The organism is Clostridium aceticum (assembly GCF_001042715.1).
Lineage (GTDB): Bacteria > Bacillota > Clostridia > Peptostreptococcales > Natronincolaceae > Andreesenella > Andreesenella acetica.
Window position 1 is genome coordinate 3,824,203 of record NZ_CP009687.1, and the last position, 13,409, is coordinate 3,837,611.

A 13,409-nucleotide genomic window follows, 5' to 3' on the forward strand; every position below is an offset into this window, starting at 1 on the left:
TATCATCCTGTTATAAATATCAAGCCTATTTTTAATATTTATTAAAAGTTTTACTGTGTTTTTTTCTAGAGTATAATGCAAATTTAGAAGAAGAGAAAAACCCCTTCTTCTAAATTTAATCTTAAAAGTTAATTACTCAATAATAGAAGCAACTACACCAGCGCCTACAGTTCTTCCACCTTCACGGATCGCAAATCTTAAACCTTCTTCTGTAGCGATTGGGCTAATTAATTCGATTTCCATTGTAATGTTGTCTCCTGGCATTACCATTTCTGTTCCTTCTGGTAACTTGATGCTTCCTGTTACGTCTGTTGTTCTGAAATAAAACTGTGGTCTGTATCCATCAAAGAATGGTGTATGTCTTCCACCTTCTTCTTTTTTCAATACATATACCTCTGCTTTAAACTTTGTATGAGGCTTAATTGTACCAGGCTTTGCTAATACTTGTCCTCTTTCGATTTCTGTTCTTTGGATACCTCTTAGTAATACCCCTACGTTGTCTCCTGCTTCTGCTTGGTCTAGTAATTTTCTAAACATTTCTACCCCTGTTACGATTAACTTTCTTGATTCTTCTGCTAATCCTACTAACTCTATTTCGTCTTGTACTTTTACTACGCCTCTTTCTACTCTTCCTGTTGCAACTGTTCCTCTACCTGTAATAGAGAATACGTCCTCTACTGGCATTAGGAATGGCTTGTCGATATCTCTTTCTGGTTGTGGGATGTATTCGTCGATGATTTCAAACATCTCTACAATCTTTGTTCCCCAATCACTGTCTGGATCATTTAATGCTTGTAAAGCTGATCCTTTGATTACTGGTGTGTCATCTCCTGGGAACTCATACTCGTTTAATAGGTCTCTGATTTCCATTTCTACTAACTCTAATAATTCTTCGTCATCTACCATATCACACTTGTTCATGAATACTACGATGTATGGTACACCTACTTGTCTTGATAGTAGGATATGCTCTCTTGTTTGTGGCATTGGACCATCCGCTGCTGATACTACTAAGATCGCTCCGTCCATTTGTGCTGCTCCTGTGATCATGTTCTTTACATAGTCAGCATGGCCTGGGCAGTCTACGTGTGCGTAGTGTCTGTTGTTTGTTTCGTACTCAACGTGTGCTGTTGAAATTGTGATTCCTCTTTCTCTTTCTTCTGGTGCTTTATCGATTTGGTCAAAGGCTACTGCTGAACCTGTTCCTAATCTTTTGTTTAATGTCATTGTAATCGCTGCTGTTAATGTTGTTTTACCATGGTCAACGTGTCCTATTGTTCCTATGTTTACATGGGGTTTATTTCTTTCATATTTTGCTTTTGCCATTTTTTACTCCTCCTCGTTTTTAACGTATTAAGTAAAAGTATTTTATACTATTTATCTATAAGGTAGGATAGCAGATCAAATGCTTAAACCTGCTACCCAGTTTTCACTATTGTTTTCCAGCAACCACTTTTTCAGCAATACTTGCTGGAACTTGCTCATAATGACTGAAGTGCATAGAGTATACCGCACGACCCTGTGTTTTAGAACGTAGGTCTGTAGCGTATCCAAACATTTCAGATAGTGGTACATGACATTTGATCACCTGTACTCCACCTGTTCTTGGCTCCATTCCTTCAATTTTACCACGTCTTGAGTTTAGATCACCCATAACGTCTCCCATATAATCCTCAGGAGTTGTTACCTCCACTCTCATATATGGTTCTAGTAAGGCTGGTTTCGCTTTCTTCATACCATCTTTGAAAGCCATAGAACCAGCAATTTTAAATGCCATTTCAGAAGAGTCAACTTCATGATAAGATCCGTCAAACAGTTCTACTCTCATGTCAACTACTTCGTAGCCAGCCAATATACCATTGCTCATAGCTTCTTGAATACCGGCATCAACAGCAGGAATATATTCTCTTGGAATAGCTCCCCCAACGACCTGGTTATCGAAACGGTATCCTTGACCTGGTTCTTGTGGGATAAGACGGATTTTAACATGTCCGTACTGTCCACGACCCCCAGATTGTTTAGCGTATTTACCCTCAACCTCTACAGCTTGAGTGATTGTCTCTTTATATGCAACTTGAGGTTTACCTACATTTGCCTCTACTTTGAACTCCCTCATCATTCTATCTACAATGATTTCAAGGTGAAGTTCTCCCATACCTGCAATGATGGTTTGCCCTGTTTCTTCATCTGTATAAGTTTTAAAGGTTGGGTCCTCTTCAGCAAGTTTCTGTAAAGCAACCCCCATTTTTTCTTGAGCAGCTTTGGTTTTTGGCTCAATCGCTACATGAATAACTGGTTCTGGAAACTCCATAGACTCTAGTACTACTACATTGTTAGGATCACATAGCGTATCCCCTGTAGTTGTATCCTTTAAACCTACAGCAGCTGCAATATCACCAGCATATACTTCTGTGATTTCTTCTCTTGTATTGGCATGCATTTGAAGAATACGTCCAATTCTCTCTTTTTTCCCTTTTGTAGAGTTTAAGATATAAGAACCAGACTCAAGCTTTCCCGAATAAACTCGGAAAAAAGCTAATTTTCCTACATATGGATCCGCCATAATTTTGAAAGCTAATGCTGAAAACGGCTCATCATCATCCGCATGTCTTTCAATTTCTTGTTCGGTGTCTTCTGTTACACCTTTAATAGCTGGGATATCCAGTGGTGAAGGCATATAAGTTACAACAGCATCTAATAGACGTTGTACCCCTTTGTTTTTATAAGAAGAACCACACAATACTGGTGTCATTTGAGTAGCAATCGTACCTCTTCTGATTCCAGCAATGATTTCTTCTTCTGTAAACTCTTCACCCTCTAAATAACGCATCATTAATTCTTCATCAGTTTCAGCCACTGCCTCAACTAGTATTTCTCTATACTCATTAGTAACATCTCTCATATCCTCAGGGATGTCTACGATCTCAGTCTCTTGACCTAAATCATCTTTATACATGGTTGCATTCATCTTTACCAAGTCAATGATTCCCTTGAAGGTATCTTCAGCACCAATTGGGATCTGAATAGGTATCGCATTGGCACCTAATCTCTCCTTCATCATTTTTACAGCTTGAAAGAAATCAGCACCTAAGATATCCATTTTGTTTACAAAGGCCATTCTTGGTACTCTATACTTATCCGCTTGTCTCCAAACAGTTTCAGATTGAGGTTCAACCCCACCTTTTGCACAGAATACAGCTACTGAACCGTCCAATACTCTTAGAGATCTTTCTACCTCTACAGTAAAGTCCACGTGACCTGGTGTATCTATGATGTTGATTCTATGATCTTCCCATTGACAGGTAGTAGCAGCTGAAGTGATAGTAATACCTCTCTCTTTTTCCTGCTCCATCCAGTCCATTTGCGATGCACCCTCGTGGGTTTCACCTAATTTTCTAATTCTGCCGGCATAAAACAATATTCTCTCTGTAGTTGTTGTTTTACCAGCATCAATGTGTGCCATAATACCAATATTTCTTATTTTTTCTAGTGGAAACTGCCTTGCCACTGTCATCCTCCTTCCATAGGAAACGAAACATTTACAGTGATTTTTAGCAACTAATATACATTAGCATATCCAAAAACTACTATTTTAATCATTATTTTACCATCTGTAATGAGCAAATGCTTTGTTTGCTTCCGCCATTTTATGTGTATCTTCTCTTTTCTTCACTGATGCTCCTGTGTTGTTAGCGGCATCCATAATTTCTTTTGCTAATTTTTCATCCATGCCTTTTTCGCCTCTTTTTTTGGTATAGCCTACCAACCATCTGATTCCTAGAGTTTCTCTTCTCTCAGGTCTTACCTCTATTGGTACTTGGTAGTTAGCTCCACCAACACGTCTTGCCTTAACTTCTAGTATTGGCATGATGTTGTTCATAGCTTTTTCAAAAACTTCAACTGGCTCTTCTCCAGTTCTTTCTTTTATTAAATCGAAGGCATCATAAACAATTCTTTGAGCTGTTCCTTTTTTACCATCTAACATAATGCCATTGATTAATTTTGTAACAACTTTGCTACCATACATAGGATCTGGTAACACTTCTCTTTTAGGTACATTCCCTTTTCTTGGCACTTTTCTTCCCTCCTCAATGAATGAAATTGTTCATCGGTACTCGACAACCAATTTAAAGATTGCCGTCGTGCGCAGTTCAATGCTTTATATATATGCATCATCGCTCCGACGTCTACTATTTTTTCTTAGGTCTCTTTGCACCGTACTTTGATCTTGCTTGCTGTCTGTTAGCTACACCTGCAGTATCTAATGTACCTCTAACAATATGGTATCTAACCCCTGGTAAGTCTTTTACCCTTCCACCTCTGATTAGAACAACACTATGCTCTTGAAGGTTATGACCAATTCCTGGGATATAAGCTGTTACTTCAATACCATTTGTAAGTCTTACCCTAGCTACTTTTCTTAACGCTGAGTTAGGCTTTTTAGGTGTAACAGTTTTAACAGAAGTACAAACTCCTCTTTTTTGTGGAGAACTTTTGTCGGTAGCTACTCTTCTCAAAGAGTTGAAACCTTTTTGTAATGCAGGAGCTGTTGATTTTTCTTGAATTTCTTTTCTACCTTTACGTACTAACTGGCTTATTGTTGGCATCCATCGCACCTCCTTCCAATAAAAAGCTTTAAACATAGAAAAACTTTTATCTTTTTTGCAATATAAGATAAAATATTTTTGCCAAATTTAAGTGCAAACTACTCACTACTTTAATATCGCTACGGCCGCTGCACTAACATCGATACCGCAGGCTTTACCAAGTTTTTTCATGGAATCAACAAAGACAATTTCTACACCTTTATTGCTAGCGGTGTTCTTAAGTTTTTCCACTAGATACATTTCTGCATCCTCCGCTAAGTAAAGCGTCTTTACTTTATCTTCAGCTAACGCCTTGTTGGTTTGCTTAACGCCAACCACCTTATTATTGGCCATCTGCAGAGAATCTAACATAAAAGTTTCCTCCTTTTTCGTAGATCTGGGAGACTTTTAGTCTCCCAGTTAAAAGTCCACTTTTATTCTGAAATTTTCCATCTTGATCTCACTGTACTGTGTGCAACACTCACAATGCTGTGTATAACACACTTAAATATTCTAACACTTGTTAATTAGTGTGTCAACTACTTATTTATTAAGTTGATGTTAGAACTTTATCCCTCATCTTTGAAAAAAAATGGTTTTTATTCCTCTTCTTTTTCTTCCATATCTTCTGGTGTTTCATCTTCTGTACTTAAGGCAATATTCTTATATCGTTTCATTCCTGTACCAGCAGGAATTAGTTTACCAATAATTACATTTTCCTTCAGTCCTATCAGGTAGTCTTCCTTACCCTTGATAGCAGCCTCCGTTAAAACTCTTGTAGTTTCTTGGAAAGATGCAGCAGATAAGAAGGATTCTGTAGCTAATGAAGCTTTAGTAATACCTAGTAGGGTTACTGTATAGGTCGCTTCTTTTTTACCTTCTTCTGTTGCCTTTTCATTTACTTCTTTTAAGTCAAATACAGTTTCCAGTGCTCCAGGTAACAAGTCAGTATCACCAGAATCTTCAACCTTTGCCTTACTCAACATCTGTCTTACAATAACCTCAACATGCTTATCGTTGATATCAACACCCTGTAGACGGTACACCCTCTGTACTTCTTTAATGATATAGTTTTCAACACCTTCTACACCCTTGATTTTAAGAATATCATGAGGATTTACAGATCCTTGTGTAATTTCATCTCCAGCTTCAATAACCTGACCTTGTTTTACTTTTACTCTAGAACTGTAAGGAATCTCATACTTTTTCTCCTCAGTAGCATTTCTTACAACAACTTCACGTTTTCTTCTAGACTCTAGAACTTCAATGGTACCTCCGATTTCACTAATAATAGCTAATCCCTTTGGTTTCCTTGCCTCAAACAATTCCTCTACCCTCGGCAAACCTTGAGTAATATCCGCACCGGCAACCCCGCCAGTATGGAAGGTTCTCATAGTAAGCTGTGTTCCTGGTTCTCCAATAGACTGTGCAGCAATAATACCTACAGCCTCTCCTACCTGAACAGCTTCGCCAGTAGCTAAGTTTCTACCATAACAAGTTGCACATACACCGTGCCTTGTTTTACAATTTAATGCTGTTCTAATTTTTACTTTTTCTAAACCGACAGTAATGATTCTTTCTGCATCTTCTTCAGTGATCATAGCATCTTTAGCAACCATCACTTCTCCAGTTTCAGGGTGAAGAATATCTTCTAATGCATGTCTGCCAACTAGTCTATCATATAGTTCTTCAATTACTTCGTTGCCATCCTTAAAGGCAGAAGCTACAATGCCTTCTGTGGTACCACAATCAATTTCCCGAATAATAATATCTTGACTAACATCTACAAGACGTCTAGTTAGATATCCTGAGTCAGCAGTTCTAAGGGCAGTATCCGCCAATCCTTTTCTAGCCCCATGAGTAGAAATAAAGTATTCTAGTACAGATAAGCCTTCACGGAAGTTAGCTTTAATCGGCATTTCCACCGTATGGCCAGAGGCATTTGCCATCAATCCCCTCATACCACCTAGCTGTCTAATTTGGTTTTTACTACCCCTAGCACCTGAGTGAGCCATGATAAATACATTATTTAATCTATCCAAGCCCGCCATTAGGGCATCGGTAACTTTTTCTGTCGTTTCCGTCCAGGTTTCAATAACTCTTTCGTATCTTTCTTCATCAGAGATTAATCCTCTTCTATAGGCCTTCTCATACTTATCGACTTTTTCTTCAGCTTCTGAAATCAGCTCTGGTTTTTCATCTGGCACTTCCATATCTGATACGGCTATAGTGATAGCACCTTTAGTAGAGAACTTAAAGCCTGTTTGTTTTATATAGTCCAACATAATAGAAGTAGTTGTATTGCCCAACTTTCTAAAGGACTTATCAATAACTTTTCCTAAAGCCTTTTTGTCACATAAAAAGTCAACTTCCAAAGCATATAAATCCTTGGTACGATCTACAAAACCTAAGTTTTGAGGTATTTTTTCATTAAAAATAAATCTGCCAACAGTACTTTCTACTAACTTTCCTGGATCTTCTTTGTTTAACTTTGTTCTCACCTTAACCCTAGCATGTAGGTCTACCACTCCGGTATCATAGGCCATCAGCATTTCTTCAAAATCTTTAAAGATCATGCCTTCTCCTTTAACACCAGGTACTTCAATGGTAAGATAATAACTGCCCAACACCATATCCTGTGTTGGTGTAGTGATTGGCTGCCCATCCTTTGGAGCTAGTATATTGTTAGGCGCCAGCATTAAAAATCTAGCTTCTGCCTGAGCTTCGACAGATAATGGTACGTGTACCGCCATTTGATCTCCATCGAAATCTGCATTATAAGCAGTACATACCAATGGATGCAGCTTAATCGCCTTACCTTCTACTAGGATTGGTTCAAAGGCTTGAATCCCTAATCTATGCAGGGTAGGTGCTCTATTAAGCAACACAGGATGTTCTTTGATTACCTCTTCCAATACATCCCATACCTCTGGTTTTACCTTTTCCACCATACGTTTCGCACTTTTAATATTATGAGCATAATTATTCTCTACAAGTTTTTTCATGACAAAGGGCTTGAATAGCTCCAAGGCCATCTTTTTAGGCAGACCACATTGATAAAACTTCAGTTCGGGGCCAACAACAATAACTGAACGTCCTGAATAGTCTACACGCTTTCCTAAAAGGTTTTGTCTGAAACGTCCTTGCTTACCCTTTAGCATATCGGAAAGTGACTTCAGTGGTCTGTTTCCAGGACCTGTTACAGGCTTTCCTCTTCTGCCGTTATCAATTAAGGCATCTACTGCCTCCTGCAGCATCCTTTTTTCGTTTCTAACAATGATATCAGGAGCACCTAAATCTAATAATCGCTTCAAACGATTGTTACGATTGATTACTCTTCGATATAGATCGTTTAAATCAGAGGTAGCAAATCTACCACCGTCCAATTGCACCATAGGTCTTAAGTCAGGAGGAATTACTGGCACGGCATCTACAATCATCCACTCAGGTTTATTACCAGATTGTCTAAATGCCTCTACCACCTCAAGACGTCTAATGGTTCGTACTCTTTTTTGTCCAGTACTTTCCTTCAACTTGTGCTTTAGCTCTTTTGATAGTTCTTCAAGATTAATTCTAGACAGTATTTCTTTAACCGCCTCGGCCCCCATAGCAGCCTTAAAGTTAGATCCATACTTTTCTAACCCTTCACTATATTCCTTCTCAGTCAAAATCTGCTTTTCAGTTAAAGGTGTTTCTCCTGGCTCTATTACAATATAAGCTGCAAAGTACAGTACTTTTTCTAGGGATCTTGGCGACATGTCTAATAATAATCCCATCCTACTAGGTATACCTTTAAAATACCAAATGTGAGACACTGGGGCAGCTAACTCTATATGTCCCATTCTTTCTCTTCTTACTTTGGACTTTGTTACTTCAACACCACAACGATCACATACAACTCCTTTGTATCTGACACGCTTATACTTACCACAGTGACATTCCCAATCTTTTGTGGGTCCAAAAATTTTCTCACAGAACAATCCCTCTTTTTCAGGCTTTAATGTTCTGTAGTTAATAGTTTCAGGTTTTTTAACCTCACCCTTAGACCACTGTCTAATTTTTTCTGGAGATGCCAATGAAATTTTAATAGATTCAAAATTATTTAATTCGTACAAGGAGTCTCTCTCCCTTCTCTATAGTTTAATAACTATAAGTTAGTATATAATTTTATTAAATTTTTAATCCTCATAATCATCATCATATCCGTCAAAATCTTCTAGAAATTCATCCTTATAGCCTGACTTTTTTAGTTCTTCGTCTTCTATGATATAGTCTTCATCTATCTCTATCTCTTCTTCTTGCTCTTCTTGCTCTTCTTGCTCTTCATCATCGTCATTTATTTCATTTTGATCTGCTTCATCTTCAGGAGCATATGGGAAATCACCATGTTCCATATTAAGATCTGCTACATCATCTTCTATGGACTCTTTAATTTCCACCTCTTGTTCTCCTTCCATTAGTACCTTTACATTTAAACATAAACTTTGTAGCTCTTTTATAAGTACTTTAAAAGATTCAGGCACCCCTGGTTCAGGAATGTTTTCTCCCTTAACAATACATTCATAGGTTTTGACACGTCCCACCACATCATCAGACTTTACTGTAAGAATTTCCTGTAATGTATAGGCAGCACCATAAGCCTCCAGTGCCCAAACCTCCATCTCTCCAAAACGTTGACCACCAAACTGAGCTTTTCCTCCTAATGGCTGCTGCGTAACAAGGGAGTAAGGACCAGTACTTCTGGCATGAATCTTATCATCAACTAAGTGATGCAGTTTTAACATATACATATATCCTACTGTTACTGGATTATCAAATGATTCTCCAGTTCTTCCATCGTAAAGCGTCAATTTTCCACTCCTAGGGTATCCGGCTTCCTCTAGTGCGTCCATAATATCTTCTTCATTTGCACCATCAAATACTGGTGTGGCTACCTTCCATCCTAGTGCCTTTGCCGCTAGACCTAAATGGATTTCCAATACCTGCCCAATATTCATACGGGAAGGTACTCCTAGTGGATTTAAAACAATCTCTAAAGGCGTTCCGTCCGCTAAGAAAGGCATATCTTCTTGAGGTAATACCCTTGAAATAACCCCTTTGTTTCCGTGACGTCCAGCCATTTTATCTCCAACATTTATTTTTCTCTTTTTAGCGATGTACACCCTTACTAGTTCGTTAACACCTGGAGGTAGTTCATCACCATTTTCCCGAGTAAAAACTTTGATATCTACAATAATTCCTGATTCACCATGAGGCACCTTTAAAGAAGTATCCCTTACTTCTCTAGCCTTTTCACCAAAGATTGCCCTCAGCAACCTTTCTTCTGCTGTCAGTTCAGTTTCACCCTTCGGTGTTACTTTGCCTACTAAAATGTCCCCAGACTGCACTTCAGCTCCTATACGAATAATCCCTCTTTCGTCTAAGTCCTTTAAAGCATCTTCACCTACATTGGGAATATCTCGAGTAATCTCTTCAGGACCCAATTTTGTATCTCTAGCATCTGCCTCATATTCTTCGATATGAATAGATGTCAGCGCATCTTCCTCTACTAATTTTTCATTAATCAAAATAGCATCTTCGTAGTTATAACCTTCCCATGTCATGAAACCTATAAGACAATTTCTACCTAATGCAATTTCTCCTTGGTCTGTTGAAGGGCCGTCGGCAATAACATCACCTGCTTTAATTACTTCACCCTTATTAACGATGGGTCTTTGATTAATGCAAGTCCCTTGGTTTGATCTTTTGAATTTTAGAAGCTTATATCTGTCCTTCTTTCCGTCCTCTGTCTTGATGATGATCTCATTAGCGGAAACCTTATCAACAACACCGCTGCTTCTAGATACAACAACAACTCCAGAGTCTTTAGCTGCTTTATACTCCATGCCAGTACCAATGATGGGCGCATTGGTGATCAACAACGGAACAGCTTGACGTTGCATGTTAGATCCCATCAAAGCACGGTTAGCATCGTCATTCTCTAAGAAAGGAATCATAGCAGTCGCCACTGAAACTACTTGTTTTGGCGATACATCCATATAGTCCACTTCGTTGTATGGTACAACATCGATGCCTCCAAATCGCGTTCTTACTGTTACTCTTTTATTTGCAAAGCGTCCTTCTTCGTCTAAAGGCTCATTGGCCTGTGCAACAATAAATAGATCCTCTTCGTCTGCTGTAAGATATTCTATCTCACTGGTAACTACCATTCTTTTGCGATCTACTTTCCTGTAAGGGGATTCAATAAATCCATACTCATTTACCCTAGCATATGTACTTAAAGAGTTAATTAAGCCGATGTTTGGTCCCTCAGGGGTTTCTATCGGGCACATTCTACCATAATGAGAATGATGAACGTCTCTTACCTCAAAACCTGCTCTTTCTCTTGAAAGACCTCCTGGACCAAGAGCTGAGAGTCTTCTCTTATGGGTTAGTTCTGCTAATGGGTTAGTTTGATCCATAAATTGAGATAACTGTGAACTTCCAAAGAATTCTTTAATAGAAGCAGCCACAGGACGGATATTGATCAATGCTTGAGGCGTAACTAGTTCTACATCTTGAATCGTCATTCTTTCCTTAACAACTCTCTCCATTCTAGATAAACCAATTCTAAATTGATTCTGAAGTAATTCACCTACTGAACGTAGTCTTCTATTTCCCAAATGGTCAATGTCATCAATATTTCCTATATCATGAGCTAAGTTAAATATATAGTTTATAGATGCAATAATATCTGACACAATAACATGCTTAGGTATTAACTCCCTTTTTTTATCTTTTATTGCCTCTTTGATTTCTTCTTCTGTTTGGAAAGTATCTAATATTTCTTTTAATAATGGGTAATATACCTTCTCTTTAATTTTTAGATCATCTATATTAAAGGCAACGTGGGTTCTTATATCAACAAAGTGGTTACCCAACACTTTTACAGCTTTATGTTCTTCAGAATATACTGACACAACATTAATTCCTGCATTTTGTATGGCCACGGATGTATCACGATCGATTTTCTGTCCTTCTTCTACCATGATTTCTCCCGTAATAGGATTCATGATATTTTCTGCTGCTTTTTTGTTCAAAATTCTATTAGCTAAAGATAGCTTTTTATTTAGCTTGTATCTACCCACCTTCGCCAAGTCGTAGCGTTTTGGATCAAAGAACAAAGAATTCAACAAAGATGTAGCACTTTCTACGGTAGGCGGTTCACCAGGTCTTAATTTTTTATAAATTTCTAATAGTCCTTCATCCGTATTCTTTGTATTATCTTTTTCCAATGTAGCCAGAAGACGTTCATCTTCTCCTAATAGATCTTTAATTTGCTGATCATTTCCATAACCTAGAGCTCTTAAAAGCACTGTGACCGGCTGTTTACGGGTACGATCTATTCTTACTGAAACAACATCGTTTGAATCTGTTTCATATTCTAGCCATGCTCCTCTATTGGGAATAACAGTAGAAGAAAAAAGCGGCTTCCCTGTTTTGTCAAATTCCCTGCTATAATACACCCCAGGAGATCGGACTAGCTGACTAACAATAACCCTTTCAGCACCATTAATGATAAATGTCCCTGTATCTGTCATGATAGGGAAATCTCCCATAAAGACTTCTTGCTCCTTTACTTCCCCTGTTTCTTTATTGATTAATCTTACTTTTACCTTCAAAGGGGCGGCATAGGTAACATCTCGTTCTTTTGATTCCTCTACGTCATACTTAATATTTTCGTCTAAGGAATAGTCTACGAACTCTAAAATTAAATTGCCAGTGTAATCTTCTATGGGGGAAATATCATTGAACACTTCTTTAAGTCCTTCATCTAAAAACCATTGGTAGGACTCTTTTTGAAGTTCGATGAGGTTAGGCATGTCGACGACTTCGTCAATTTGTGAATAGCTCATTCTAACTTTCTTACCAACTTCGACAGGATGTGGCATATTAATATTCACTCCTCGTAATAAAGTAAAAACAACATAGACATAACTTTTTTGGATAAGACATAACTTTATTTTAAAAAGTCAAAAATGCATAGATTCCGTTTTTGACTTTTTTTAACATTTCACTATATAATACTATTGACATTCATTTGTGTTTTTATACAATATTTACAATTAAATACAGTACTGCAATATATAATTTTATCATAGTGTCTTTAAATTTGTCAATATTAATTATTCTTTTTCTTTTAGTGTGAAAGTTATCCTCTAGCGTCTTTATGAAATTTAGAGGATACTCAGCTAAAACTTAAAAAGCAATTCATCTTAGTTAAGGTTGAAATTAAAATTAAGGCTATAGCTTAGTTTTAATTTCAACCTTAAGCTGTTCTTTATATTATCTTACCTGGAAAACAAAAGACTTTTTCTAGTCATCAAAAATAGATAAAAAGGTACTTCGATCAACGAAGTCCCTTTTTATCATTTATAACACTGAATCAAACTACTTAACTTCTATTACTGCACCCGCTTCTTCTAACTTAGCCTTCATTGCTTCAGCCTCGTCTTTAGCTATACCTTCTTTAAGCGGCTTTGGAGCATTGTCTACTAATTCTTTAGCTTCTTTTAATCCTAATCCAGTGATCTCTCTTACTATTTTGATTACACCGATCTTAGATGCACCCGCACTAGCTAAAATTACATCAAATTCTGTTTTTTCTTCTTCAGCTGCTGCACCTGCTACTGCACCACCTACTACTACTGGAGCAGCTGCAGATACACCAAATTTCTCTTCTGCTGCTTTTACTAATTCATTTAACTCTAATACTTTCATATTTTCAATCGCTTCTAAGATTTGTTCGATTGTCATTATAAGCACCTCCGAAATTTTTTTATT

General features: G+C 37.7%; 8 protein-coding genes. All 8 read right to left on the bottom strand.

What is annotated here, in order from left to right; translation table 11 throughout:
- Positions 1 to 132: 132 nt before the first annotated feature.
- The 8 genes from tuf to rplL all read right to left on the bottom strand — a co-directional run bounded on the left by tuf (position 133) and on the right by rplL (position 13,382).
- Entirely contained in the window at positions 133 to 1,326 is a 1,194-nt protein-coding gene (gene tuf / locus CACET_RS17645; protein ID WP_044826578.1) for an elongation factor Tu, read from the bottom strand.
- 106 nt (positions 1,327 to 1,432) lie between these two features.
- Complete coding sequence (fusA, locus tag CACET_RS17650) at positions 1,433 to 3,508, bottom strand: elongation factor G (RefSeq protein ID WP_044826529.1); 2,076 nt, start codon at positions 3,506 to 3,508, stop codon at positions 1,433 to 1,435.
- 96 nt (positions 3,509 to 3,604) lie between these two features.
- Positions 3,605 to 4,075 (bottom strand): 30S ribosomal protein S7, encoded by a 471-nt coding sequence (rpsG, locus tag CACET_RS17655; protein ID WP_044826530.1) that lies wholly within the window; start codon positions 4,073 to 4,075, stop codon positions 3,605 to 3,607.
- A gap of 115 nt (positions 4,076 to 4,190) precedes the next feature.
- Entirely contained in the window at positions 4,191 to 4,607 is a 417-nt protein-coding gene (gene rpsL, locus CACET_RS17660) for a 30S ribosomal protein S12 (RefSeq protein WP_044826531.1), read from the bottom strand.
- 105 nt (positions 4,608 to 4,712) lie between these two features.
- Entirely contained in the window at positions 4,713 to 4,958 is a 246-nt protein-coding gene (locus CACET_RS17665) for a ribosomal L7Ae/L30e/S12e/Gadd45 family protein (RefSeq protein WP_044826532.1), read from the bottom strand.
- A gap of 227 nt (positions 4,959 to 5,185) precedes the next feature.
- Positions 5,186 to 8,701, bottom strand: a complete 3,516-nt coding sequence (rpoC, locus tag CACET_RS17670) for a DNA-directed RNA polymerase subunit beta' (RefSeq protein ID WP_044826533.1) — start codon at positions 8,699 to 8,701, stop codon at positions 5,186 to 5,188.
- A 63-nt stretch (positions 8,702 to 8,764) separates the two neighbouring features.
- Complete coding sequence (gene rpoB, locus CACET_RS17675; RefSeq protein ID WP_082058332.1) at positions 8,765 to 12,517, bottom strand: DNA-directed RNA polymerase subunit beta; 3,753 nt, start codon at positions 12,515 to 12,517, stop codon at positions 8,765 to 8,767.
- Positions 12,518 to 13,016: 499 nt separating this feature from the next.
- Entirely contained in the window at positions 13,017 to 13,382 is a 366-nt protein-coding gene (gene rplL / locus CACET_RS17680; protein WP_044826535.1) for a 50S ribosomal protein L7/L12, read from the bottom strand.
- Positions 13,383 to 13,409 lie beyond the last annotated feature (27 nt).

Excerpts from the sequence above, each read along its gene's own strand:
- tuf (WP_044826578.1), bottom strand. The coding sequence starts at position 1,326 with ATGGCAAAAGCAAAATATGAAAGAAATAAACCCCATGTAAACATAGGA.
- rpsL (WP_044826531.1), bottom strand. The coding sequence starts at position 4,607 with ATGCCAACAATAAGCCAGTTAGTACGTAAAGGTAGAAAAGAAATTCAA.
- CACET_RS17665 (WP_044826532.1), bottom strand. The coding sequence starts at position 4,958 with ATGTTAGATTCTCTGCAGATGGCCAATAATAAGGTGGTTGGCGTTAAG.
- rpoB (WP_082058332.1), bottom strand. The coding sequence starts at position 12,517 with ATGCCACATCCTGTCGAAGTTGGTAAGAAAGTTAGAATGAGCTATTCA.
- rplL (WP_044826535.1), bottom strand. The coding sequence starts at position 13,382 with ATGACAATCGAACAAATCTTAGAAGCGATTGAAAATATGAAAGTATTA.